Source organism: Streptomyces sp. NPDC050416 (assembly GCF_044458845.1).
Taxonomy (GTDB): Bacteria; Actinomycetota; Actinomycetes; order Streptomycetales; family Streptomycetaceae; genus Streptomyces.
In genome coordinates, this window is the sequence record NZ_JBITII010000001.1 from 996,601 (window position 1) to 1,020,811 (window position 24,211).

Sequence of the window (24,211 nt, forward strand, 5' to 3'; positions counted from 1 at the left end):
CGTCGGAGTCCGTGTACGTCGGACGGGGAGATGATGAGGGCTCTGCCGCAGCGTGCTGCCGATGGCCTTGCGGTCGTGTGTGCGAGCCGGGAGGCCATTTGTGAGGTCCTGCGGGACGCCAATAACGGTGACGGCACGCCGCTGGGTCTGTGCTGAGCGCTGACAGCCGCCGCTCGGCGAGCTTCTTGCCGAGTTCGAACAGGAGCTCGCCCACCGCTTACAGCCGTCCCCGGCGGAGCTTCTGCCCACTGATCCTGCATTGGGGTACGGATGCGGCGACCTGCGGCCAACAATAGCGCGAACACCGGGCGGCCGGGCATAGGTACACGACTTCGGGCGGGCTCGACGAATCCACCTCGGCCAGGGGGAGACCACGGCCAACTGCACTCTTGCGGATGTTCCCGTAGATGCCCATGGCATCTACGTCCGCCTGCAGGCGAGCGTGCAGCCGCTCGAGCGGGCCGGTGAGGTCCCTACTGTCGCGTATCGCGGCCAGCAAGTGGTCCAGTGGCGCCTCGTCCCCACCCGCACCTGTGCGCAGCTCCTCGCGAATCTGCTCCAACTTCGCGCAGACGTAGGCCAAAGCTGCGGCCGTGCGCTGCGCCACCTCGTTCGGCCTGTCTGCCATGGCGTCCTCCCCCATACGGTGCCCTTGGCGCACCGGTAGACCGCTCCTGGTACTCAAAAAGACCGTATCGGGAAACATCCCCTGATCTACCGATTGTGCGACTAACCTCATCATGCGTGAGTGAGCAGACGGAAGAGCGAGCGCGCAGACTCGCCGTCATACAGGTGCGGCTACACCGCATTGTTGCGGGGGATCTCTCCGCAGCGGTGGAGCCTAAGGCTCTGACCGAGGCGCGACAACTCGCCGAACTCCTGCGGGGTAGCGACGAGGATTCCCTTGATGCCTTACGTAGCCTTGGATGGTTGCACTGGTTCCGGCACCAGGCGCTCCCCGAAGGCGAGGACCAGGCGGACTGGGAGGAGGCGGTGGAGTCGTTCGCGCCGTGTTTCCTCGCTGGCGTCGACGACCTGCCCGAACCGCTGGTGCCACTTCTCGCCGACACGGCCAGGCCAGTTGCTGTCCACTTGCTCGAGCAAGCACTCGTCTCCACCGAACTCACCGTGATGTCCGCTGCCGTAGAGCTGTGGCAGCGCATTTTGCACGCCGCTCCCGCCGACCACCCCGACCGGGCAGCGACGCTGTCCAACCTGGGCCTCGCCCTGCGGTTGCGGTTCGAGCGCACCGGGATCCAGGCGGATCTGGACGAGGCGATCCGCGCTGGCCGGGAGGCGGTCCAGACCACCTCCGACGATCACCCCGACCGGGCAATATACCTGTCTAACCTGGGAGGTTCACTGGCGGTACGGTTCGGGAGCACTGGGGCTCAGGAGGATTTGGACGAGGCGATCCGCGTTGGCCGGGAGGCGGTCCAAACCACCCCTGACGACCACCCCAACCGGGCGGGGTACCTGTCCAACCTGGGAGATGCGCTGCGCGAGCGGTTCGGGCGCACCGGGAGTCAGGCGGATCTGGACGAGGCGATCCGCGTCGGCCGGGAGGCGGTCCAGACCACCCCCGACGATCACCCCAATTGGGCAATGATGCTGGCCAACCTGAGCCTCGCCTTGCAGGAGCGGTTCGGGCGCACCGGGAGTCAGGAGGATCTGGACGAGGCGATCTGCGCCGGCCGGGAAGCAGTCCAAACCACCCCCGACGACCACTCCGGCCGGGCGCTGATGCTGTCCAATCTGGCGGTTGCGCTGCGCGAGCGGTTCGGGCGCACCGGGGGTCAGGAGGATTTGGACGAGGCGATCCGCGTTGGCCGGGAAGCAGTCCAAACCACCTCCGACGACCACCCCGACCGGGCAATGTACCTGTCCAACCTGGGAGGTTCACTGGAGGAACGGTTCGGGCGCACCGGAGATCAGGCGGATCTGGACGAGGCGATCCGCGTCGGCCGGGAGGCGGTCCAAACCACCCCTGACGACCACCCCCACTCAGCAATATTCCTGTCCAGCCTGAAGGCCGCCCTGCAGGAGCGGTTCGGGCGCACCGGAGATCAGGCGGATCTGGACGAGGCCATCCGCGTCGGCCGGGAGGCGGTCCAAACCACCCCCGCCGACCACCCCAACCGGGCGGGGTACCTGTCCAACCTGGGACGTGCGCTGGGCGAGCGGTTCAGGCGCACCGGGGATCAGGAGGATCTGGACGAGGCCATCCGCGTCGGCCGGGAGGCGGTCCAAACCACCCCCGCCGACCACCCCAAACGGGCCACGATGCTGTCCAACCTGGGAATCGCATTGAGGGAGCGCGTCGTGCGCACCGGCGGTCAGGAGGATCTGGACGAGGCCATCCGCGTCGGCCGGGAGGCGGTCCAGGCCACCCCCGCCGACCACCCCAGCCGGGCGGGGTACCTGTCCAACCTGGGTGGGGCGCTGCAGGAGCGGTTCGGGCGTACCGGGGATCTGGCGGATCTGAACGAGGCGATCCGCGTCGGCCGGGAGGCGGTCCAAACCACCCCCGCCGACCACCCCAGCCGGGCGGGGTACCTGTCCAACCTGGGCCTCGCCCTGCGGGTGCGGTTCGGGCGTACCGGGGATCTGGCGGATCTGAACGAGGCCATCCGCGTCGGCCGGGAGGCGGTCCAAACCACCCCCGCCGACCACCCCGACCGGGCAATGTACCTGTCCAACGTAGGAGCCGCGCTGCGGCAGCGGTTCGAGCGCACCGGGGGCCAGGCGGACCTCGACAAAGCGGTGTCCGCATACGTAAGGGCGTGGGAGTCTGGGTCGGCGGCGCCTTCAGTGCGTGTGCGTGCGGCCAGGGCGGCGGCTCGGCTCCTGGCCCAGTCGGAAGCCGGGCGTGTACGGGCAACGGACATGTTGGAAGCGGCGGTGCGGCTGTTGCCAGAGGTGGCCGCCCGCCAGTTGGCCCGTGGTGACCAGCAGTATGCGCTCGGCGGGTTCGCTGGCCTGACCGGCGATGCCGCCGCGCTGGCTCTCGCAGACCGCAGGAGGACGAAACAGGAATGCGCGGCCCGGGCGCTGCAGTTGCTGGAGACGGGCCGAGCAGTGCTGTTGAGCCAGGCCCTGCATACCCGCAGCGATCTCACTGACCTCCACGAGCAGTACCCGGAGCTGGCCGCACGGTTCGTTGAGCTACGTGACCGTCTCGACCAGCCGGAGACCTCTGCTCCCGCCGTCGTGCCAATTGGTAATCCAGATACCCTGCACGAAGGCCAGGACCGTCTCATACAAGACCGGCATCGGCTCGCCCGCGACATCGCCGCCACCCTAGCCGAGATCCGTACCCACGACGCGTTCGCCTCCTTCGGGCTCCCCCCCACGACCGAGGAACTTCTCACCCAGGCAGACCAGGGCTCGGTGGCGGTGTTCAACATCAGTGACTACCGCAGCGACGCCCTGCTGCTCACCGAGACCGGCGTCACCTCCGTCCCTCTGCCCGGGCTCGGCTACACCACCCTGATCGACCGCATCAACATCTTCCGCCAGGCCCTGTACACCGCGGGCGCGGGCGCGAACGGAGCGCTGCGGCGCGAGGCCCAAGCCACCTTGTCCCGGACCTTAGAGTGGTTGTGGGATGTCGCCATCGAACCGGTGTTGACCGCGCTGGGCCACCACCGCCAGCCCTCACCGGAGGTCATCAGGCCCCGGGTGTGGTGGGCACCGGGCGGTCTGCTTGGCCTGCTGCCCCTCCACGCCGCCGGCTACCACACCGATCCAGCCGATACCCCGCAGCGGCGCACCGTCCTCGACCGGGTCATCTCCTCCTACACCCCCACCGTGCGCGCCCTGCGCCACACCCGCCAACGCAACCCCGTGCCACCCTCACCCACCCACGCGCTCATCGTGGCGATGCCCACCACCCCCCACCTCCCCAACGAAGGTCGGCTGGACCACGTACCCGCAGAAGTCGAGAAGTTGCATCACCACCTGCCCGATCCCGTGCTGCTGCGCGAACCCGACCCCGACCGCGATCCCGCCGACCTCTCAGCCGCTCTCCCGACTAAGAACAACGTCCTAGCGCTCCTGCCCACGTGCCCGATCGCGCACTTCGCCTGCCACGGTGACAGCCACCCCACGGACCCGTCGGAGAGCCTGCTGCTGCTCCACGACCATGACACCGACCCGCTCACTGTCGCCAGCCTTGCCCCGGTCCAGTTGGGCCAGGCGCAGCTGGCCTACCTGTCAGCCTGTCGCACGGCGGCTATCGATGCCGCCGAGTTGCTGGATGAGGCCATCCATCTGACCTCGGCGTTCCAGCTAGCCGGTTTTCCCCACGTAATCGGGACCCTGTGGGAGATCGACGACCAGATCGCCGTCACCGTCGCTGACGCCTTCTATACCCACCTCACCACCGACGAGGGCGCCTTAGATGTCAGCCGGGCTCCCCACGCCCTACACCTGGCGGTCCAGGCTGTCCGCGATCGTTTTCCCCGCACGCCGTCCCTGTGGGCCGCGTACCTCCACGCCGGCGTGTGACCACGAACGCTCTGAACGCGATTGACGGGGCTACGAGGGTGGCGATCCCCTCGCTTGAGCGACTGGCAGATGTCCTCGGCCTGGCCCGTTTTTGCCGGATCAGCCGGAGTGGGCAGATCGGCACCTACTCCTACACGATTCATGGAGCGGGCTGCCGCTTCGTGTGCGACAACGGCACTGAGGTCGATGGGGACCTCGCAGCCGCCGGGAGCTTCGACCTCTAGGGCCAGAGGCCGCCGTCGGTTCAGTCCCGCAGTCGGCGCTTCTCCGCGGGGACATCACGCCACGCGACACCGGTCCGCAACACGTTACATGGCGTCGGCGGTCCTCGGTCCACCAGGCAGCGATTTCGGCATACGAGCCCGTATTTCTAGATGTTTGAGCCACACTGAGAAGGGCCTTACGGCAGCATCTTGCCGCGCCACAACTGAACATGAGGGGGGCGCAGTGGAAGACGCGACAGGTGGCGATGCGCGTTATGTGGAGGAGCATGCCAAGGACGCGATCGACCTCATTGAGGAGGTCCTTCGTTGTTTGGCTCATGCAATTGAGTTGAAGATCAACTGGAGTGGGCATCCAGATCGCGAGGCGGGTTCTGTCCGTGCCGTGACGAACCAGCTGAAAGCCGTCCGGCAGGGCGAGTTGCGGATGGCCGTCGTCGCCCCCATGAAGGCCGGGAAGTCGACTCTGGTCAATGCGATCGCCGGCTACGAGCTGCTGCCGGCGCGGGCGGCCGCCATGACCACCCTGCCCACCCGGATCGTGCTGGAGCGAGCGGTCGGCCAGGATGCGCTGCGAAGCGGGGGCAACGACCCGTTCGGCCCCGTGCTGGAGGTGGCCGAGGAAGATGCGGAGCTGTTCGGAGTGCTGCTGGCGGCACTGCGGGAGCAGCTGAGGACCGATACCGCCGCCGTGAAGGAGAAGTTCCCGCATTTGGAGGAACTGCTTCAGGACATCGCCGAGGGGCGGGTTTCCACGGTGAGCACCCACTTTGAGGGCAAGAGGGCTGTACAGCAGGCGCTGATGCTCCTCAACGACCTGGTCAGACTGGCGGGTGTACTGCTTCCCGGCGACAGGGTCCGCGAACTCTCGGACAGCCCGGTCGTCCGCACCCCCTACTGGACGCCGGAGGCGGTCGAGGAGACCGGTCCGGGCCAACTGGTCATCGTGGACACTCCCGGTCCGGACGAGGACGACCTGTCCGCAGTCCTCGGCGACATCGTGAGCCGTCAGCTCAGCGAGAGCCACATCGTCCTGGTGATCCTGGACTACACCAAGATGGGCGGGCAGTCCGACGCCTTGATCCGGGACCTGATGGAACCGCTCCTTCGCGCCGTCGGCCAGGACAAGCTCTTCGCGGTCGTCAACAAGATCGATCAGCGGAAGAAGAAGAGCGGCATGAGCGACGAAGAGCTGGCTCGCTCAGTCGCATTCAACCTCGGGCTGGGGGACGCCGCCGACGATCGGATCTTCACCACGGCGGCCGACCGGGCGCTGATGTCGGTTGGGGTCCTGGCTGAGCTCGAGCTTCGTGGCTCCTCCTTCGAGGCCGCGCAGAGCGAGAGCGCACTGCAACTGCTCCAGCTGGCGCACCCGCTTACCTGGGAGGAGGATCTCGAGGAGGCGGACGCCGACGGGATGCGGAAACTGGCCCGGGTCGCATGGGAGCGAAGTGGCCTGCCGCACCTGCTCTCCACGGCCATCACCGGCTTGCGGGCCAGGGCGCTGCCCTTGGCCGTCGAGTCGGCGCTCAAGGTGGTCGCATCCGAACTGTCCGATCTGCGCACTGCCGTCAGGGCCCGGCACGATCTGATCGGGCGGGAGTCGAAGGAACTCGCCACAGCGGCGACACAGATCACTGGCGAGATCGACGAAGTGGCCCGCTTCCGCCAGCGCGTGGCGGCTCCGGAGGAACTTGTCGCCGAACTCACCGAGTCCCTGTCCGCTTTATTGGACGGTGCAAAGAAAGAGGGAAAGCGAACCGCTCGCGCCCTGGGCGACCGAGTACGCAAGGACAGCCTTCAGGACGGTAATCTTCTCAAGAAGGTAACCAGGCACAAAAGGCCCGGAACCGTCGAGTTCAACACTAAGGCCGAGGCACAGGCGTACATGCAGTCAGCCTCGGCGTCGGCGCAAGCTGCCCTGGCCGGACTCCTGGAGCGCACTCGCTCGCAGATTGAACACAAGATCCGCATCTCCACTCAGCAGCAGGTCCAGAAGGAAAGCGCAAAGATCCAGCCGATCGTCGACCGGGCTGCGGTTCGGCTCCGGGACGAGTTCGCCATCGTGTTCACCATGCCCGACCTCGCACTGCCCGTCAGCGCGCCACAGCATCCGGACGCGCCCGAAATCGAGACAAAGACATCGAAGCAGAAGGTCGAGGAAGAAGTCCACGAGCGTTCCTTCAGGCGGCTGTGGCTATGGAAGTCCACCTTCACCAAAGAGGTGGAAAAAGAGGTCACCACGCACACCTACCTGGTCAAGTCGGACGCTATGCAGAAGAGCCTGCAGGCGTCCTTTGACGAGCGGCTCAACGAGATCCACAGCGGACTGGGCGGCCACGTCCGCGAGAGCATGGTCGACCGGATCAACCAGTACTACGACGAGGTCGAGGCCTTCCTCCAGCGGTACCGGCTGATCCTGGAGCAGTCGGCAAACGACAACGTCCTCCAGGAGAAGGCCAAGGAGGAGTTGCGCGACTCCCTGCACCGGTTCCAGGTGACGGTCGAACAACACCTGCGCAGCGTTGAGGATCTCGGTGGCCGCTGAACCACGGTCGGACCTTGCGGCTCTGAGGGCGGACATCGAGCGCCTGCTCGCCGAGCCGGGATCCCCGGACTCGGAGCTGGTGCGACGCCTTCAGCTGGCCCTGCTCGATCTGAGCAGGGCCGAGGCAGGAACTCCGGAGTACCGGGTAGTCCTGGCAGCACCAATGAAGGCCGGCAAGTCGACCCTGTTGAACGCTCTTCTGTGCCAGGACCTGCTGCCCGCCCGGGGCTCTGCCATGACGATGCTGCCGACCCGGGTCGTCGTCGTTCCGCTGGGCAGGCAGCGGCGGCCCGTGCTGCGGCTTGCTCCGCATACGGCCGCCGCGCTCCAGGAGCTTCTATCGAGGCTGCTGCATCCCGAGAACGAGGCGGCCGTTCGCCAAACGACGCGTGGTCAGCAGGAGCTAGCCCATGTCATGGGGGCGTCCTGTCAACGCTTGGCCGTGGCCCCGGTGGTCGGCCCTTACCGTGGGTACCGCAGCGTTCGCAGACGGCTGGCAATGCTCAACGACACGGTGCGGCTCGCGGCGCTGGTGCTGCCTGCCGGCGTGCTCCACGCCGCCGTCCGGGACATGCAGGCTCCAGAGGTCGTCGTGCCCGTGCCCTGGATGGCTCAGGACGTCCACCGGTACGGACATCTCGTGCTGATCGACACACCAGGTCCGGACGAGACGCTGCTCTCCGGAGTTCTCGACGGCTTGGTGATCCGCGAGTTCAAGGATGCGCACGAGCTTCTTGTGGTGGCCGACGCGACTCGTGTCGGGAGCACGGCCGAGGCGTCGGTGCGCCGGCTGGTGCAGAACGCGCGGCGTGAACGGGGCCCGTGCGGTGTACTGGTGGCCGCCAACCGCGCCGACCTGGTGCGAGGCCCGGTCCCCCTGCGGGCGGTCCAAAGGAGGGTGGACCCGTTCGAGGGTCCAGCGGACCGCGCGGTGGCCACCAACGCCCGGCTGGGCCTTTCTGCGGCCGGAGTGCTGTGGCCAGCTCTGTCCGGGTCCCCCGGCCGGGAGCATGAGCGTGCGGCCGGGTTCTTGGAACTGGTGTTCCCGCTGGACTGGGAGGAGGTCGCACCGTCGGTCCGGCCCGCGCAGCTCCGCAGGTGGTGCACTGAAGCCTGGCATCGTTCGGGTGTCGCGGAACTGCTGGACCGCTTTGTGACCCCACTCGCTGTGCGGCCCGGCTTCTCGGCTCTGGCGAGAACGCTCGCAGAGGTGGCGTCCGTCTGCCGTGATCTCGCCCGTAACAGCGGTTCCGACAAGCGGGTCGCTCAGCTGGCACGGCAATGTGACGGTATCCGGCGCACCATGGAGGTTCACTAGGCATGCTCATGGACCCCCACGGGCTTGTGGCAGACATGCCTGTCGTCGCGGACCGGATCATGCTGGAACTCGCCAACAGCCTGGTGGTGGCAGAGGACCTGACGCCCTTCCGGAGCGAGCAGTCCGCGATCGCCGCCCTGCTCGCCCGTCTCACGGGGCGCGACCGGCGCCGGGAGACGCTCACCGCCCGAGCACTGGTCGACGGGCAGAAGGCCCTGGTCGCCTGGGCTACGGAGCTGACCGGTCACGCCCAGGTCACCGATATCGTGGTCGGGCTCGTGGCCGAGCACCTGCAGCAGACCAGGGCCGAGCTGGCACGCGCCGACGCCCACACTGCGGCACGGCTGGAGGACCTGGCGGACGTGGTCGCCAGGGTCACCGAGGTCTGTGAACAGCGCTTCGCCAAGGCGGAGAGCCGACTCGCGGCGCTGGAGCGGCAGGGGCAGCTCGTCCAGTTGCGCCTGGCCGCAGAGGAGAGCCTGGAGCTCTCCGTCAGCCGCTGGTCGGCGGGCCGATCGTACTCCCAGCTGCCTTGGCTGCTGCAAGTGGTTCTACTGAGCCGGGAGGTCGCCACCGGCCCGGCGGGCCGCAACGACCACCTCACCGGCTCGGACGCCTTCCAGGAGCGTCTGATCCACCGGATCCTGCAGGCACCGAGGACCATGGGGCTTCCACGGGACAGGTTCACGCTGGCGGAGCTGATCGACGAGTCGTACCGCGATATGGACGATCCCAAGATGCTTCACCTGGTGGCCGAGGTCCTCGGCAGCGGACTGGAGCCCTCGCTGGCCATCCCCGCAGGCCCCCTGAGCTCGGCCCTCACCGTGTCGGCGGAGCTCGCATCGCTGCCCGGTCCAGCACGGCTGGAACGACCGGCCGAGACCGCGCTCGCCCTAGTTCGCCGTCGTGGCGGTGCTCTACAGCGGACGACCAGCCGCCGCGAGGTCGCCCGCAGACTCGCAGCCGAGCAGTTCGAAGCGGTGCGAAGGGTGCGGGACCGACTCGTCCTCCCACAGATCGGGGCAACCGCATTCCCGCCCGCCACAAGCCGATCGGGCGGCGAGCTAACCTGACGAAGGGACGAGCCCATGAAGGACCTTCCAGAACTCGCGGCCGCCGCCCGAGCCATCGGGAGGGCGGCTACCAGTGTTGAGAGTCCAGCCCCGGGCGCGGCCGACCAGCCCTCACGCAACCGCCCCGCGGCCCCGCCCGCACCGCGCCCCCCAGTCAGGATCGGGCTGGTACTCAGCGGCGGCGGCGCGAAGGGCGCCTACCACAATGGTGTCCTCGACTATCTGGCGTCGATCGGGACCACAGTCAGCGCTATCGCCGGCGCCAGCATCGGCGCCCTTAACGGGGCGGTCATCGCCGCCGCGCCCTCGCTGGCGCAGGGGGTGGCGCAGCTCGACATCCTGTGGGAGCAAGTTTCCCGGCAGTCCGTTCAAGGACTCCTTCCCCACGACGTCCGGCTCGGGGAAGCGCTCGAAGAAGGCACGCTGGAGGAGACCACACTTGAGCAGCTGACCCGGCTGCTTCCTCGCCTCGGTGGGCCTGCGCTGAGCGCCGCACTGATCGAGCGGCTGGTCCTCGAGCACATCGATCCTGCGCGCCTGCGCACCGGCATCCCGATGTGGGTGTCGGCGTTCCCTGCGCTGGAGGAGCGGCGAATATTACTGGGCTGGGGCTGGGCCGTCGACGTGGTACGAGCACAGACGGGCACTCGGGCCGTCTGGCTGCGGCTCGGTGAACTGGGGGCCGACGACTGCCGACAGGCGATCCTGGCCAGTGCGGCACTTCCCCTACTGCTTCCCCCGCGCAGGATCGCGGGTAGGCTCTACCGCGACGGCGGACTTGCCGACAACACCCCGGCTGGCGCCCTCGCCGATCACGCAGGGTGCGACATGGCCATCGTGGTCCACCTCAGCCGGGGAGCGCTTTGGGACGCCCACCACTTCCCGGGACTCGGCATGCTAGAGGTACGGCCCAGCCGTGCACTCGCGCCGACAGGTCCCGTGGGGGGGCTCACCGGGCTGGTCGACTTCTCGCCGTCCCGCGTGCGCGCCCTCCGAGCCCAAGGCCGCGCCGACGCGGAAAGAACGTTGGAGCCCTTCCGGGAGTTGCTGACCGGGCTGCGAAGTCTGCGCTCGGCGGAACGCTTCATGCTGGACTCGATTCGGGGCCTCCTTGACCGGGGGGAACCCGATCAGACGTGGGCCGTCCGAGGTCTGCCCAGCAAGAAGAAGCCGCATCAGCTTGAAGACTGACCCGCTCTGGGATGCACAGCACAGTCCTACCCGTGCGCTGATCCGCACGTACTGCATGGCGGTTACGGCTTCGGCTGGATCGCATGTTCCCGGCCTCATCCCGGCTCGGGCAGTGACGATGTCAGGGGAGCACACCGTGGAAATGGTCCGCTACCGCCCGGCCGATTCGGCGGGCGTGCCCGTCACCGGAAGGCCGACCGCTTCGGCGAGGGGTATCAAGGGGCATCAGATGTAGGTGGACGGCAATCCCCACGAGCGAGCCCAGGGTATCCGCACTGTCCGGGCACGTATGGCCGCGCAGAACGCGATTCCGACCCCGATGAGGGCGGCGGGCTACCACACGGGGACCGCGAAGAGGGTGGCTGAAAGGGCTTTGCGCATCAGTTGACAGGGTGTCATGCGCCGCCCACGTAGCCAGGCCGCTCCCGCGAGGCGGGCCTGCTGGTCGGCGTCACTGCGCGGATCTGTTCCGCCTGAGCGGCGGATCGGTCGCGGCGCGGGCGTGGAGTCATCGGATCGAGTGCCTCCGTCTCCAGGACGGACAACCGCACGCGGAGTCGTGCCATGTCCCGCTCGGTGTAGGCGAGGTTCGCGCAGGTGCTGCAGCACAGTGATTCATCTGGCCCGTCGTTCAGTGGGCGCTGAGCAAGCCTTCACGCATGCGGGCGGAGGGAGCCATCGGATTTTCATTAGCAAAGGAGTACAGCCCGATGGACGCCGGGCAGTTCCCATGTCGCGCACTGCACCTCGGACGTGCGACGAGCGTCGTCACGGCGCCCCCGCCCTGACGCTCGAGAAAGGCGAACCCAAGTAGCTGTTAGACGCGAGGCCCCGTCGGGATCACGCCGACGGGGCCTGCCCCCACGTCTAACTGCGCTCTAACGCCGCTATCACCGACTGTGCGGACTCCACCGGGCCGAACGGCGCTGAGCTGGCATTATGTGCCCGGAGTGGACTAGTGCGGACGCACCTGGACACCTTCTACAACCTGTGCCATGTGGTACCCAGTGAGGGACCGAGGATCAGGACGGGAGCCTCTTCCGGCCCGTCAAAGCGGTATTGCAGGATGTTCGGTGGTGTCTCGCTCACCCGCCTGAGCCTCTCAGCTGTCACGGACGCCCCTATAACGAGGGGGTGCTGGAGACGGGTCTGACCAGGTTGAAGACCTCGCGGGCGGCATATCGCTTGAGGCATCGGATGATCTCACGTCGGGTCTTGCCCTCCTGGGTGCGGCGGTCGTAGTACGCCTGGGTACGCGGGTCGTGGCGCAGCCGGGTGAACACGATGCGGTGCAGAGCCGCATTCGCCTGCCGGTCCCCACCATGGTTGAGCCGGCGCGAGCTCCGGCCGCCCGAGGAGTACTCGATGGGACTTCCGCACAGGGCGGCGAAGGACGCCTCGGTGTTCAGCCGCTCGGGATGGTCTCCCATGGTGATCAGCAAGGTGACGGCGCTGCCCGGACCAATGCGAACGTCGCCGTGCGTGTCCACGCCCAGGACGACCTCGCCCGGAACGGGAGGATCCGTGCTGGAGGAGGTGCTGCGCTGTCTGGTTGTCATGGTGGTTCGCCTGCCGCGTGGTGACGTGCTGGGTGGCTGGCACCGGCCTGGTCGGGCGGTCTGAACCGTGATGGTGCCTGATCGTCGGCAAGGCCCCTATGGGGACACGCCCTGTGGCTCGGTGACAGCAGAAACCATCCCGCAACGACAGTCGACAAGCCCGTGACTGGACACATCGGTCATAGATCTCATGAGTCAGACCCCCGCCCGGGACAGCACTGCGCCACGTGGCCCGCCTTACCAGCCGTCCTTCCTCGACCATCACACGGACGGCCTCGAACTCTCTCTTGGTAGACGCGGCCGGCGACAAGTCCTGTGGCGGACGGCATCATGCCATGAGGCCCGGGACCTCCCAGGTCACATCGCGTGCCAGGGCAGCGTTCGGCGCCGGGCGGGCTGTAACGCCAAGGCCCGAGAAACGGTGCGGGCTCTCCGACGTAGCGGCGAGCTCCTCTGCCGCACCGCGTGGCAGGCCGGCGACCGCGTCTTCGGCAGTGCCGTCATGACGATCCGCAGCCGCGCGCCGAGCTCTGGCAGGCATGCCGGGAGGCCGGTGTTCCGCGAACCGGCACACCGCGTCATGCCGAAGAAAGGCGAAACTCGAATTCGGGACGGTCCCACGGCACGGCGGGCGGGTATGCGAGCACGGTCCCGGTCCGCACTGCACCGACGCGGTGGTAGAAGTCCTCGGCGGGAAGATGCGACACGACCTTGACACGGTCGAGCCCGGCGGCACGGGCCTCGGACCGCATGTGCGCGACGAGCAGCCGTCCGATACCCCGTCCTTGCGCTTCGTCGGCGACGAACAGCAGCTCGAGCTCCGGTGGAGCGAGGACGAGCGAGTAGAACCCGAGGACCCGGCCTCCATGCTCGTCGGCGCCGACGGCCACGAAGACGCGGTGGGCCTCGATGCAATCAGGACCGACCCGGTAGCCCTCGACTGCGGCCGCGTACTTACCCTCGTAGGCGCCTGAGCCACGCACGAGCCGCGTGAGCCGTTTGGCATCCCGCGCGACGGCCCTCCGTATCGTGACCGGCCGGCTGACCGGGGAAGTGCGTGAACTCATCGGGAAAGTATGTCGGACCGAGGTCCCGTCAGGATGTTCCTCGGCGGGGCCTCGCCGTCTCACCCGCTGCCACAGAGAGATCACACAGGCAACGGATCATGTCGTCCCGCACTCCGGGTAACGTCAGGGTATGAGTCACCCGCACCCCGAACTAAAAGCCGCCCCTCCCCTTCCCGAAGGAGGGCTGCGAGTCATCGCCCTGGGCGGCCTGGGTGAGATCGGCCGCAACATGACCGTCTTCGAGCACGCCGGCAAACTGCTCATCGTCGACTGCGGTGTGCTGTTCCCCGAGGAGACCCAGCCCGGCGTGGACGTGATCCTGCCGGACTTCACTTCGATCCGGGACCGGCTGGACGACATCGTGGCCATCGTCCTCACCCATGGCCACGAAGACCACATCGGCGGCGTGCCGTACCTGCTGCGCGAGCGGTCCGACATCCCCGTCGTCGGCTCCAAGCTGACACTGGCGTTCCTGGAGGCCAAGCTCAAGGAGCACGGCATCCGGCCGCGCACGGTGCGGGTACGGGAAGGCGACCGGCGGCGCTTCGGACCTTTCGACTGCGAGTTCGTGGCGGTCAACCACTCCATCCCGGACAGCCTCGCGGTCGCGATCCGCACCGGCGCCGGGCTGGTGCTGCACACCGGCGACTTCAAGATGGACCAGTTCCCCCTCGACGACCGCATCACCGATCTGCGCGCCTTCGCCCGCCTCGGCGAGGAGGGTGTGGACCTGTTCCTCACCGACTCCACCAACGCCGAAGTGCCCGGCTTCACCACCTCCGAGCGTGAGCTGAACCCGGCGATCGAGCAGGTGATGCGCACCGCTCCGCGCCGGGTCATCGTCTCCAGCTTCGCCAGCCACGTGCACCGCATCCAGCAGGTACTGGATGCCGCCCACCAGCACGGCCGCAAGGTCGCCTTCGTCGGCCGGTCGATGGTCCGCAACATGGGCATCGCCCGCGACCTCGGGTACCTGAAGGTCCCGTCCGGTCTGGTCGTGAGCACGAAGGAGCTGGAGAAGCTCCCGGACCACAAGATCACCCTGGTGTGCACCGGATCCCAGGGCGAACCGATGGCCGCGCTGTCGCGGATGGCCAACCGCGACCACGTCATCCGCATCGGCAAGGGCGACACCGTCCTGCTCGCCAGCTCCCTCATCCCCGGCAACGAGAACGCCATCTACCGAGTGATCAACGGACTCACCCGGTGGGGCGCCCACGTGGTCCACAAGGGCAACGCCAAGGTGCACGTCTCCGGCCACGCCAGCGCCGGCGAACTCGTCTACTGCTACAACATCGTCAAGCCCCGCAACGTCATGCCCGTGCACGGCGAATGGCGCCATCTGCGAGCCAACGGCGACCTCGCCATCCGTACCGGCGTCGACCCGGACCGCGTCGTCATCGCCGAGGACGGCGTCGTCGTCGACCTCGTCGACGGGCGCGCGTCCATCACCGGCAAGGTCCCCGCCGGCAACGTCTACGTGGACGGCATGGAAGTCGGCGGCGCCACCGAGGCGTCCCTGAAGGACCGCCTCACCCTCGCGGAGGAAGGCGTGGTCACGGTGGTGGCGATCGTCGACGCGGACACCGGCGCCCTCGCCGAGGCCCCCGACTTCCTGGCCCGGGGCTTCGTCCACGACGACACCACCTTCGAGCCGGTCATCCCCGTCATCGAGAAGACCCTGGCCACCGCGGCCGAGGAAGGCGTCGGGGACGCCCGCCAGCTCGAACAGCTCATCGCCCGCGCCGTGGCGAACTGGGCCTTTCGCACCCACCGCCGCAAGCCCCTCATCATCCCCGTCATCATCGACGCCTGAGCCACGGCCCGGCAGCACGGCCCGCGGTTCCGGTCGCAGTCTTGCCGGCATCGCGGCCGGGCACGGGAGTCGGCAGCCACCCATCTGTACGCCGACACCAGCGACACCGGGCACGACCGAGGCGACCACGTTCGCCGACGCCGTAAAGCACCACCTCACCGACCAGAACCAGCAAGCAGCCAGCGAGAAGGAACGGGCGCTCGGCCGAGTGGAACACCGTCCAAGGGCACCGTGGGTGCCATACCATCTGGCCAGCACCGGGCTTTTGGCGCGGGCCCGCGCGCCGCCGGGACCGAAACTCTGAGTACCAGCGAGCGACAAGGAGTATCGGTGACCGTATGCGAGCCGGGAGACGGTGGGCCGATCAGTCGTACTCCGGAGAACGGGCGCGGCCGGGACACGATGACCTTGGCGGGGACGCTGGCGGCAGCGGAGACCGCGGCGCCCGTGGAGTCGCTCAACGTGGTCGCGCGCATGCTCAAGGAGCACCTCGGGGCCGCGTCGGTGTCGTTCCTCATCACCGACTTCACCGGCGGTTCGGTCGTACGGCTGGGCGCGGTGGGCAGCGTCGAGACCGACGAACCCGCCCGTCGCATCACGCTGCGGGGCACCCTCTACGACGACGTGATCCGCGCCCAGCGGCCGAGCGTGGAGGAGAGGGACGACGGCGCGCTGGTCCGGATCGTCGCCCCGGTGACCAATCGCGGAGACGCCATCGGTCTCCTCGAACTGTTCCTGCCCGCGGCGCCGGACGGGGAGGTGATGCGGGCGATCGGCGACACCGCGCACGCGCTGGCGTACATCGTGACCGCGAACCGCTCCTACACCGACGTGTACCAGTGGGGCCGCCGTACCATCCCGCTGAGCCTGGCCGCGGAGATCCAGCACCGGCTGCTGCCGTCGTCAAGCCTTCTCCCCTGCATGTCCGCCTTGCGATCCGTCGGGCAGCCGGTCTTCACGGCGCTCTCCACGCGCTGAGGCGACGTGACCGTGTTCGACTTCAGCGGCATCACGGGACACAGCTTCTCGTTCTCCCTCGGGCGACTGGGCGTCACTGGCAGCAATGCGGTCATGCTAAAAGACCTCACTCCGGCAGCATTCATGGAAGGTCGGTCCAGGACCCCAGGGCCATCGCCGGGCCCGGGCCGGCTCGCCACCGCGTGAACTCCAGCCCCGGTGCCCCTCCCGCCAATTGGGCCTGCCGAAGCCGAGTAGAACGGCCGGCCATGGGAAAGATCAGGGCTTCCGAACGGGCATCTCCGCTCGCCTACGCGCAAGGATCGCCGATGCTTCCTGAGGTCCGCCCCCACGTATCCACCGCCCTCGCAGACCAGTTGGAACACCAACTGGACCTGGATCCGCATCTCGAGGCCGGCCGGCTCGATGTGGAGGGCGTCGCCGGCATCGCAGTCGTCGCAGCCGCCCACTCCGATGGCTATGCGGCCACCGGCCATCTCCTCGGGCTGCTGGCCGCGCTGCCTGCCCCCACCGAGGCAGGCGAACGCTTCTGGTCGGACCTGTGGAGGTCCTCGGGCACCGCGTACCTGCTACCCGTCAACATGAAGGCTCAGGTGCTGCGTTCTTTGGAAGGAGAGGGAACCGCCCTGGCCAGGCAGATCCTCTCGGCCGTCGATGAGATGACTCCGCCCCAGCGCGTAGCGGCCGGCGAGGTGATCGGTCAAGCCCTCGCCGAGTCCGACCATGTGCCTGACCTCAAGACGCAGGTCATCGGCGAGTTGTGGCTCCGAGATCTCGAGCTCACCGCCTGGCGCGTTCTGCATGCGGACCGCAGATGGGACGATCCGGATGGACGGCAAGCCTTCCTCGCCGCGTGGACGGGCACCTGACCGTCTACTGCTCCACACTGCGCGAACAGAGGCGCCGGGCATGCGGCACCCCGAACCGGACGACGCTTGAATCACCTGAGGTCAGGAAGTTCGGGCCGAGGTCGCGTTCGCCTTCGCCTCAACAGATCAGGGGCCGCGCAGCAATGGCTGCGCGGACCCTGATCCTTTGCACGCCCGGCATGAGTGCAGGCGCTTCGCCCGGTGGTCGGCAAAGCCCGCACGGGCGGAGCCCACCGGACGCAGTGTGCGCGATCCCTGGGGCAGGTCTGCGAGGTCAGTTCAGGTTGATGTTCTCGGCCTGCGGACCCTTCTGGCCCTGGGTGACGTCGAGGGAATTCCGAATCACGACAGCTGACGCAGACGCTACACGCCCACACGCCGCGTCACCACAGGAAACGATCACACCGCACGGCAGACCATGCGTGCTGTGCCCGCCGACGCGGACGGGCACGCTCATCTCATGCTGCTGCGGTCGGGTTCGCCGATTCGGTGGCGCGGCGGTATTCGGCGTTGAGGCGCTGGGCTTCCTCAAGCTGGTCTTCGAGGATGATGATGCGGCAGGCGGCCTCGATGGGGGTGCCGTGGTCGACGAGTTCCCGGGCGCGGGCGGCGATGCGCAGCTGGTAGCGGGAGTAGCGGCGGTGTCCGCCCGCGGAGCGCAGTGGGGTGATGAGGCGGGCTTCGCCGATGGCGCGCAGGAAGCCCTGTGTGGTGCCGAGCATCTCGGCGGCCCGGCCCATGGTGTAGGCGGGGTAGTCGTCGTCATCGAGACGGCCGTACGTGTCGTCTGCTGTCATTGCACCTCTCTGTGGAACGCGTGGAGGGGCCCTGGCGCCGTACTGGCACCAGGGCCCCGAAGGAACTACTACACCATCTGCCGGCCCTGATACTGCACCGGCCCTCTGTTTCCGCAGACCCGACCGAGACGCTGTCGGGGGCGCGGGGATCGCGGTTGCTCGACCGGAGACCACCTCACTATCGATGTCCTGCGGTACCCGGGTCCAAGACTTCCACCCGGGCGATCCTGATGGCGCTCGGCTCCTCCGTTCTTCCCTCTTGATCAACTACTCACTAACGGGAACTGCGAACTGCTGGTGGCCTCGAACAGCGCCACTCTTCGGCAGCCAGCCCCGTCGCCCGTCCTGCGTCTGCTCTGGCTTGGAACCCCACTGCCGAACCTCCCGGTGCGCGCGCCCGCAGCCGACGCCTTCACCGAGGTACTGCTCACTGACTTCACTGCTGGGTACTGCGAACCTTCACTTACCAGTACTGCCACTGCGGTACTGCTCATGGCGGCCCCTGATCACTGCGGGCCACCCGGTCCGGTCGTCAGTCCCGTCGCCGTCCTGCAACCGCTCTGGCTTCGGAACTCCACCACCGCACCGTCCTGCGAACTGCAACTGCGTACTGCTGCCCGGCAGTTCATGTCTGCCGGGCCTCTCTTGATCTCGGCTACGACAGAAACTTTAACCACACCGCCGACCAATGTCTACTCCAGCGGGTATAGATTTCCGCGCGCTGACAGATGAGGTACTCCGTCTCGACCAGTCTGCCTCGACCGGTCCCCATGGAGTGGTTCAAGCAGCTGCGAGGCTCTGTCCGGCGCTCACAGTGACCCACCACCGCGTGGCAGTCGGGTGGGCGTGACGTCGCCGCCTGCGCCGCGGCTACCGTCGGCGGCACCGGCCAACACTGCGTCTCGTGAGAACACCATCGACCGGCACGGACGTTTCCAGCCGTGACGCCCCAGCTGGTGGCGAACCGGCACGGCCCCTGACTCGAGCAGTCCGCGGGCTGCGGAGACTCGGGCTCACGGCAGCAGGTGCCGTCATGCGTCGACTTTGGTCCTCCGTCCCCTTCAGGTAAGCACTGGGCTCTGCGGGGTTGGCAGGTGGAGGGGTGAGGCACAGGGGTTGGGTAGCCAGGGGCAGGGGCACGGACGATTCAGAGACCAGGGTGACCGTGATGATCACGGTGATTGCCGGCGCCGCAGCCGTCCGTTCCACCACAGCCATTGCCGACGCACGCGATATGACACGGGCCTTCCTCGAAGGTTTGCAGCAGCCGGCCGTGGCTCCTGACGCGGCGGACACTGTGGTCGTGGCCGAGCTCGTCACCAATGCCCTGCGCCACGGTGGGGGCCACTGCACACTGGAACTGACTGCGCACCCCGACACCATTGAGGTCGCCGTTCACGATCCCAGCCGGCAGGTGCCGCGCATGCGCATCCCTGACCTGAACGGCGGTACCGGGGGGCTTCGGCTGGCCCATGGTCACCCGCCTCGCCCACGCCACGGCGGTCACCCGCCGGGCCTCCGGCGGCAAGACCGTGAGCACCTTCCTTGCCCGGCAGCGTCACCGCTCAAGCAGCCTGATGGCCAGCGAACATGGTCCGCCTCATGGGCAGCCTGACGAGTTGCTGGTTGACGTTGCCGCCCTGGTGGAGTCCGGCCACAGCAACCAGATGTCCCTGGCCGTGGCCACCGGTGGCGCTGTCATCACCGGTCGGCTGGCTGCCGAAGCGGCGTGGAGGCAGAGGGTGTCGGATGTGCTGAGGGATTCCGCCCACTTGGGCGAGTTCGCCCGCCGTCTTCGACGCCCCCGTGGAGGAGGACGGGCCGCCCACGCGTCTGCACTTCCGTGCCGCCCGGATCCGCAGGGCAACGGTGGCGGGAACCCGCTGCACGCAGTGTGGGCCCGACCGGCGTACCGGTCGGGCCCACACTGCTGCTCAGGTGTCGGCTCGTGTCTGTTTACCCGGTCAGATTGTGACGGGGGTGCCGAGCATCGCGGAAGCGTGCTGCATCGGGCTGAGAATGCCCAGGGGCGCTGCCTTGGGAACGGCGCGGCAGGTGAAGCCGAGCTGAGCCATGGCCCGCAGGACTTCGGCGGCGCTGAAGTCACGACGGTCCTGGCGCGTGATGACCTGGCCGACCTGCTTGACGGGATAGTGGCGGCGGCCGATGATCACCGATTCGCCGGTGACCGGTTCGGGCTTGATGCCCTTCATCGATTCCAGCACGCCGCCCTTGGTGAGCTCGAAGGGGAAGCGGGCGATGACGCAGCGCATGTGGCCTCACAGAGAGAAGGAAAGAACGGTCCGACCAGGGGCCAGGTGTTTCAGCGGGAGAGGGCGAGGATGCCCAGGGCGCTGCCTTGCTCGTCGACCACCGGCAGGACACCGAGCCGACGGGCGCGCATCGCGCGCTCGGCTTCGGCCATCGTGGTCACGGGTGAGGCGAACGAACCGTGGTCGCCGAGGACGTCGCGCAGGCGGACACGGTCCGTGTAGTCGGAGCTGTCACGGACGGCGGCGAGTTCGGCATGGGTGACCAGGCCGGTGCACTGGCCGTCCTGGTCGCAGACGACCAGCCGGCCCGTGCGGGCGGCGGCCATGACGGCCAGCGCCACCTCGACGCTCATGTCGTCACAGACCTGCGGTCCGGCCGGGCCCATGACCTCAGCCACCGTCCTGTGCACGGGGTCGGCGTCCGCCGGGCGGGGCTGCATCTGAACCAGCGTCAAAGTATGCCTCCTGCAGAGATGGGCCGGCTTCCTGATCACGAAAGTTCTAGGCCACCGCGCCGAAGCCGGACTGGCGTACGGGAGCACGCCGGGTCGCCGAGGCGGGGCGGCGGCGGCCTCGGGAGGTGGCGCTGCGCTTGGGGCGTTCGACCACCGGTGCGGTGATGACGACCGGGATGCCGGACGGGGCCTGGGCGCCGGTGATCCGGTTCAGGGCCTCGTCGCCCGAGCGGATCTGGGTGGTCTGCGGCCGGATCCCGGCGTCCGACATCAGACGGACCATGCCTCGGCGCTGGTTCGGCGTGACCAGGGTGACGACGCTGCCGGACTCGCCGGCGCGGGCGGTACGGCCGCCGCGGTGAAGGTAGTCCTTGTGGTCGGTCGGCGGGTCGACGTTGACGACCAGGTCGAGGTTGTCGACGTGGATGCCGCGCGCCGCGACGTTGGTCGCCACCAGTACGGTGACGTGCCCCGTCTTGAACTGCGCCAGCGTGCGGGTCCGCTGGGGCTGCGACTTGCCGCCGTGCAGCGCGGCGGCCCGCACCCCGCTGTTGAGCAGGTCCTGGGTCAGCCGGTCGACGGCGTGCTTGGTGTCCAGGAACATGATCACGCGGCCGTCGCGGGCGGCGATCTCGGTCGTGGCGGCATGCTTGTCGGCGCCGTGGACGTGCAGGACGTGGTGCTCCATGGTGGTGACCGCACCGGCCGACGGGTCGACGGAGTGCACGACGGGGTCGGTCAGGTAGCGGCGTACCAGAAGGTCGACGTTGCGGTCCAGGGTGGCGGAGAACAGCATCCTTTGCCCCTCCGGGCGCACCTGGTCGAGCAGCGCGGTGACCTGGGGCATGAAGCCCATGTCGGCCATCTGGTCGGCCTCGTCCAGCACGGTGATGCCGACGTGGTTCAGCCGGCATTCGCCGCGGTCGATGAGGTCCTTGAGCCGCCCCGGCGTCGCGACGACGACCTCGGCTCCGCCGCGCAGCGCACTGGCCTGCCTACCGATCGACATGCCGCCCACCACCGTGGCCAGCCGCAGCCGCACGGAACGGGCGTACGGGGTCAGCGCGTCGGTCACCTGCTGCGCCAGCTCACGCGTGGGTACGAGGATCAGCCCCAGCGGCTGGCGGGGCTCGGCACGCTGTCCGGCGGTGCGGGCGAGCAGAGCGAGGCCGAAGGCGAGGGTCTTGCCGGAACCGGTGCGGCCGCGGCCCAGGACGTCACGGCCCGCCAGGGAGTTCGGCAGCGTCGCGCCCTGGATCGGGAACGGCACGGTCATCCCCTGCCTGCCGAGTTCGGCCAGCAGCTGCTCGGGCATGTCGAGATCGGCGAAGCCCTCAACTGCCGACAGCGCGGGGGTGATCGTCCTGGGCAGCGCGAACTCGCCCTGCACGGCGGCGGGCCGACGGCCGTAACCGCCGGAGCGGACGGGCCCGCCGGTACGACGCGGTGCCTGCGAGCCGTAGCCGCTGCCGCCCCTTCCGGCGTCGGCACGGCCGTCACGGGAGCGGGCGGGGCGGTCGTTCGTGTACGTGCGGTTCATGCGGAACCTTCCTCGATGTGGCACATATCAAGGAATTCCCGCTGCGATGAACAGCATGGAGAATTACAAGTATGAACCGGTGCAAAAGAAAGCAGATCTGGCCGGCGGAAACATCCGTGGGCGCAGGTGCTGAAATGGGTGACGCGATGGGGACCTTGCGATCCGGGCGCCGGCTGCGGTGCAGCGCTTCAGGATGCGTCTGCGCCCTGAGGGAGGAACCGCCTGTGGTACTGCGGATTCCTCCGGGTCGTCCCGCGGGTGAAAGCCGCTGCGGGATACGCGTGCAACTGGGGCCCGCACCCCGAAGGATGCGGGCCCCAGCTAAGGATTACGCGTGAGCGTCAGGCCGGAACGATGTTCTCGGCCGTGGGGCCCTTCTGGCCCTGCGCGATGTCGAAGTTCACCTTCTGGCCCTCGAGCAGCTCACGGAAGCCCTGCGCGGCAATGTTCGAGTAGTGGGCGAACACGTCGGCGCCGCCACCGTCCTGCTCGATGAAGCCGAAGCCCTTTTCCGCATTGAACCACTTCACGGTACCAGCAGCCATGTCATATCTCCTTTGGGGCAGTGCATCGGCGTCCGCACTGCGCGGACGCCGTGTCGCCGCGATGATTACCCCGCCCGGAAATGACCGGAAATACAAAAGTGCTCCCGACCGGCAGAAGCCTGGCGCGGGGGCACTTGAAGTTTTGGGAACCACAACTGCAACTGAGATAGACAGTAGCACGCCGGAACGGCCCGTGCACGTTGGATAATTCCACTCTGCTCTTCGCGGCAAAAACTCCCGCCGCTCGGCCCTCAAAAAACTGATCCCTCGGGAACAGATATTGATTCACTCGGAGTTCAACGCCTCAGGAAGGGTGGCCAACCGGCACGCTGCGCGACGGTCAGGGAAAAGCCGCTGCCGCCAGGAAACGCAACAGGGACCCGCCCCCGCCAGGACGCGGCTCAGCGGGGGCAGAGCACGGACAATGGGCGGCTCCCTGTAGCGCGGTAGGGGCAGGTGCCATGATCTTCGGATTGAGCTCGATCACCTGGGCGGGGATGAGCGATCGCCGGACGACCGATCCACCGGGCGGGCGGCTGCGGCGGCCATAAGGGCCAACAGGAGCGCGATCACGCCGACGATGATGTTGTTGACTATGGTCCTGGTGGTACTGACGTCGCCTGCTACAACCCAGGGCGCAAAGATTGTCCAGACGCTGAGTGCGCAAGCGGCCCACGCCATGCTGTGCGAGCGCTCGTATGCCCGGCCAAAGCCACCGCTCATGATCACGGCGTATGCGATGCCGACGATCAAGTTGTTGACGGCCAGGGTGGAAAAGCCGTTGAAACCCGCGATCCACGGTGAGGCCGCCAGGTAGAGGCCCGTGATCAGGGCCATCGCCTCGACGGCCTGCGCCCTCGGAGTACTTGCGACACGCTCGGCCATCTCGTGTCGACTGCGCATGGCGAGGATGTCGGGGTGCGTTTCCATGTCCGACCGGGGATGCGTTGCCATTCCGACCTCCGATTTGCCCGATATATGCATTACGTGAAGGCGGGTACCCCTCAGGGGCGGGGTAACCATCGCAGACCTGCCTGCGCCCTCAGGACGCCACTGAAGGAGGTGGCCTTCAGAGCACCTCACCAGCCCTGAGAGCCTCGCTGCGGCGCCGAACCCGAAGAGGCAACCTCCGCTGGGCGCTCAGACTGCGAGGCGCCCGGGACGCCGTCCCGCGCGCGGACCGGAAGTGGCGTGCCGGGGGGAGCTTCCATCCCACCTTCCATCGACCTGGGCGGAGCCAAGGACTGTCCCGGAATGATCTTTCGGTGGGACACGCGGGCGCCAGCTTTTGGGATCGGGCGTCGCCCTCCCCCTCCACTGGCATCCAAACCTGGCCGAAAAGGGCCGCACCGGCACCGCGTCGAGCAACCACCGTGGACCGGAGCGGCATCCGCCCGTTCTCGGAGGCGGGACGTGCTCGCACCGATCTGGAACGCCGCCCTGACCAGGCAA

General features: G+C 68.0%; 15 protein-coding genes and 5 pseudogenes. 11 read left to right on the forward strand and 9 right to left on the reverse strand.

Features of this window, described 5'->3' with window-relative positions; genetic code table 11:
- Positions 1-744 precede the first annotated feature (744 nt).
- From ACIBL4_RS04450 to ACIBL4_RS04475, 6 genes are all read left to right on the forward strand, one after another.
- The gene (locus tag ACIBL4_RS04450; RefSeq protein WP_399406372.1) at positions 745-4,509 is read left to right on the forward strand and encodes a CHAT domain-containing protein; all 3,765 of its coding nucleotides are present in this window, start codon (positions 745-747) and stop codon (positions 4,507-4,509) included.
- Positions 4,510-4,547: 38 nt separating this feature from the next.
- Positions 4,548-4,733 carry a DUF6896 domain-containing protein gene (locus tag ACIBL4_RS04455; protein ID WP_399406583.1) on the forward strand — a complete coding sequence of 62 codons (186 nt, stop codon included), beginning with the start codon at positions 4,548-4,550 and terminating at the stop codon, positions 4,731-4,733.
- Positions 4,734-4,956: 223 nt separating this feature from the next.
- Entirely contained in the window at positions 4,957-7,278 is a 2,322-nt protein-coding gene (locus ACIBL4_RS04460) for a dynamin family protein (protein ID WP_399406374.1), read from the forward strand.
- Positions 7,268-8,596 carry a hypothetical protein gene (locus ACIBL4_RS04465; protein WP_399406376.1) on the forward strand — a complete coding sequence of 443 codons (1,329 nt, stop codon included), beginning with the start codon at positions 7,268-7,270 and terminating at the stop codon, positions 8,594-8,596. The genes ACIBL4_RS04460 and ACIBL4_RS04465 overlap by 11 nt, the downstream gene beginning before the upstream one ends.
- Positions 8,597-8,622: 26 nt before the next feature.
- On the forward strand, positions 8,623-9,669 hold the full coding sequence (locus tag ACIBL4_RS04470) for a hypothetical protein (protein WP_399406378.1): 1,047 nt from the start codon (positions 8,623-8,625) through the stop codon (positions 9,667-9,669).
- A 15-nt stretch (positions 9,670-9,684) separates the two neighbouring features.
- Positions 9,685-10,860 (forward strand): patatin-like phospholipase family protein, encoded by a 1,176-nt coding sequence (locus ACIBL4_RS04475; RefSeq protein ID WP_399406380.1) that lies wholly within the window; start codon positions 9,685-9,687, stop codon positions 10,858-10,860.
- 990 nt (positions 10,861-11,850) lie between these two features.
- Here ACIBL4_RS04475 and ACIBL4_RS04480 read toward each other — a convergent pair.
- From ACIBL4_RS04480 to ACIBL4_RS04490, 3 genes and pseudogenes are all read right to left on the reverse strand, one after another.
- Positions 11,851-11,949: pseudogene (locus ACIBL4_RS04480) on the reverse strand (3-oxoadipate enol-lactone hydrolase); the annotation flags it as partial.
- 32 nt (positions 11,950-11,981) lie between these two features.
- Positions 11,982-12,326: pseudogene (locus tag ACIBL4_RS04485) on the reverse strand (transposase); the annotation flags it as partial.
- Positions 12,327-12,997: 671 nt separating this feature from the next.
- Positions 12,998-13,486, reverse strand: coding sequence for a GNAT family N-acetyltransferase (locus ACIBL4_RS04490; RefSeq protein ID WP_399406382.1), 489 nt, complete (start codon positions 13,484-13,486; stop codon positions 12,998-13,000).
- 130 nt (positions 13,487-13,616) lie between these two features.
- On the opposite strand from ACIBL4_RS04490, the gene ACIBL4_RS04495 reads away from it, so the two are divergent.
- The 3 genes and pseudogenes from ACIBL4_RS04495 to ACIBL4_RS04505 all read left to right on the forward strand — a co-directional run bounded on the left by ACIBL4_RS04495 (position 13,617) and on the right by ACIBL4_RS04505 (position 17,149).
- The gene (locus ACIBL4_RS04495) at positions 13,617-15,302 is read left to right on the forward strand and encodes a ribonuclease J (RefSeq protein ID WP_399406384.1); all 1,686 of its coding nucleotides are present in this window, start codon (positions 13,617-13,619) and stop codon (positions 15,300-15,302) included.
- Positions 15,303-15,704: 402 nt separating this feature from the next.
- Positions 15,705-16,232 (forward strand): annotated as a pseudogene (locus ACIBL4_RS04500) (serine/threonine-protein phosphatase); the annotation flags it as partial.
- Positions 16,233-16,588: 356 nt separating this feature from the next.
- Positions 16,589-17,149 (forward strand): hypothetical protein, encoded by a 561-nt coding sequence (locus tag ACIBL4_RS04505; protein WP_399406386.1) that lies wholly within the window; start codon positions 16,589-16,591, stop codon positions 17,147-17,149.
- 458 nt (positions 17,150-17,607) lie between these two features.
- Here the strand turns inward: ACIBL4_RS04505 and ACIBL4_RS04510 are convergent, their stop codons facing one another.
- The gene (locus ACIBL4_RS04510; protein ID WP_399406388.1) at positions 17,608-17,946 is read right to left on the reverse strand and encodes a MerR family transcriptional regulator; all 339 of its coding nucleotides are present in this window, start codon (positions 17,944-17,946) and stop codon (positions 17,608-17,610) included.
- 1,168 nt (positions 17,947-19,114) lie between these two features.
- Here ACIBL4_RS04510 and ACIBL4_RS04515 point away from each other — a divergent pair.
- Both ACIBL4_RS04515 and ACIBL4_RS04520 read left to right on the forward strand, forming a co-directional pair.
- Positions 19,115-19,499, forward strand: a pseudogene (locus ACIBL4_RS04515) (ATP-binding protein); the annotation flags it as partial.
- A gap of 24 nt (positions 19,500-19,523) precedes the next feature.
- Positions 19,524-19,818, forward strand: a pseudogene (locus ACIBL4_RS04520) (hypothetical protein); the annotation flags it as partial.
- Between the two features lie 92 nt (positions 19,819-19,910).
- Here the strand turns inward: ACIBL4_RS04520 and ACIBL4_RS04525 are convergent.
- The 5 genes from ACIBL4_RS04525 to ACIBL4_RS04545 all read right to left on the reverse strand — a co-directional run bounded on the left by ACIBL4_RS04525 (position 19,911) and on the right by ACIBL4_RS04545 (position 23,713).
- The gene (locus ACIBL4_RS04525) at positions 19,911-20,219 is read right to left on the reverse strand and encodes an SCO5918 family protein (protein ID WP_399406390.1); all 309 of its coding nucleotides are present in this window, start codon (positions 20,217-20,219) and stop codon (positions 19,911-19,913) included.
- Positions 20,220-20,269: 50 nt separating this feature from the next.
- A complete protein-coding gene (locus ACIBL4_RS04530) occupies positions 20,270-20,674 on the reverse strand; it encodes a CBS domain-containing protein (RefSeq protein WP_399406392.1) in 405 nt (134 codons plus the stop codon).
- Positions 20,675-20,720: 46 nt separating this feature from the next.
- Positions 20,721-22,214 carry a DEAD/DEAH box helicase gene (locus ACIBL4_RS04535; RefSeq protein ID WP_399406394.1) on the reverse strand — a complete coding sequence of 498 codons (1,494 nt, stop codon included), beginning with the start codon at positions 22,212-22,214 and terminating at the stop codon, positions 20,721-20,723.
- A gap of 341 nt (positions 22,215-22,555) precedes the next feature.
- Positions 22,556-22,759, reverse strand: coding sequence for a cold-shock protein (locus ACIBL4_RS04540; protein ID WP_003973099.1), 204 nt, complete (start codon positions 22,757-22,759; stop codon positions 22,556-22,558).
- A gap of 483 nt (positions 22,760-23,242) precedes the next feature.
- Positions 23,243-23,713 carry an SPW repeat protein gene (locus ACIBL4_RS04545; protein ID WP_399406396.1) on the reverse strand — a complete coding sequence of 157 codons (471 nt, stop codon included), beginning with the start codon at positions 23,711-23,713 and terminating at the stop codon, positions 23,243-23,245.
- Between the last annotated feature and the right edge of the window lie 498 nt (positions 23,714-24,211).

Excerpts from the sequence above, each read along its gene's own strand:
- ACIBL4_RS04475 (WP_399406380.1), top strand. The coding sequence starts at position 9,685 with ATGAAGGACCTTCCAGAACTCGCGGCCGCCGCCCGAGCCATCGGGAGG.
- ACIBL4_RS04490 (WP_399406382.1), bottom strand. The coding sequence starts at position 13,486 with ATGAGTTCACGCACTTCCCCGGTCAGCCGGCCGGTCACGATACGGAGG.
- ACIBL4_RS04495 (WP_399406384.1), top strand. The coding sequence starts at position 13,617 with ATGAGTCACCCGCACCCCGAACTAAAAGCCGCCCCTCCCCTTCCCGAA.
- ACIBL4_RS04505 (WP_399406386.1), top strand. The coding sequence starts at position 16,589 with ATGCTTCCTGAGGTCCGCCCCCACGTATCCACCGCCCTCGCAGACCAG.
- ACIBL4_RS04510 (WP_399406388.1), bottom strand. The coding sequence starts at position 17,946 with ATGACAGCAGACGACACGTACGGCCGTCTCGATGACGACGACTACCCC.
- ACIBL4_RS04525 (WP_399406390.1), bottom strand. The coding sequence starts at position 20,219 with ATGCGCTGCGTCATCGCCCGCTTCCCCTTCGAGCTCACCAAGGGCGGC.
- ACIBL4_RS04535 (WP_399406394.1), bottom strand. The coding sequence starts at position 22,214 with ATGAACCGCACGTACACGAACGACCGCCCCGCCCGCTCCCGTGACGGC.
- ACIBL4_RS04540 (WP_003973099.1), bottom strand. The coding sequence starts at position 22,759 with ATGGCTGCTGGTACCGTGAAGTGGTTCAATGCGGAAAAGGGCTTCGGC.
- ACIBL4_RS04545 (WP_399406396.1), bottom strand. The coding sequence starts at position 23,713 with ATGGCAACGCATCCCCGGTCGGACATGGAAACGCACCCCGACATCCTC.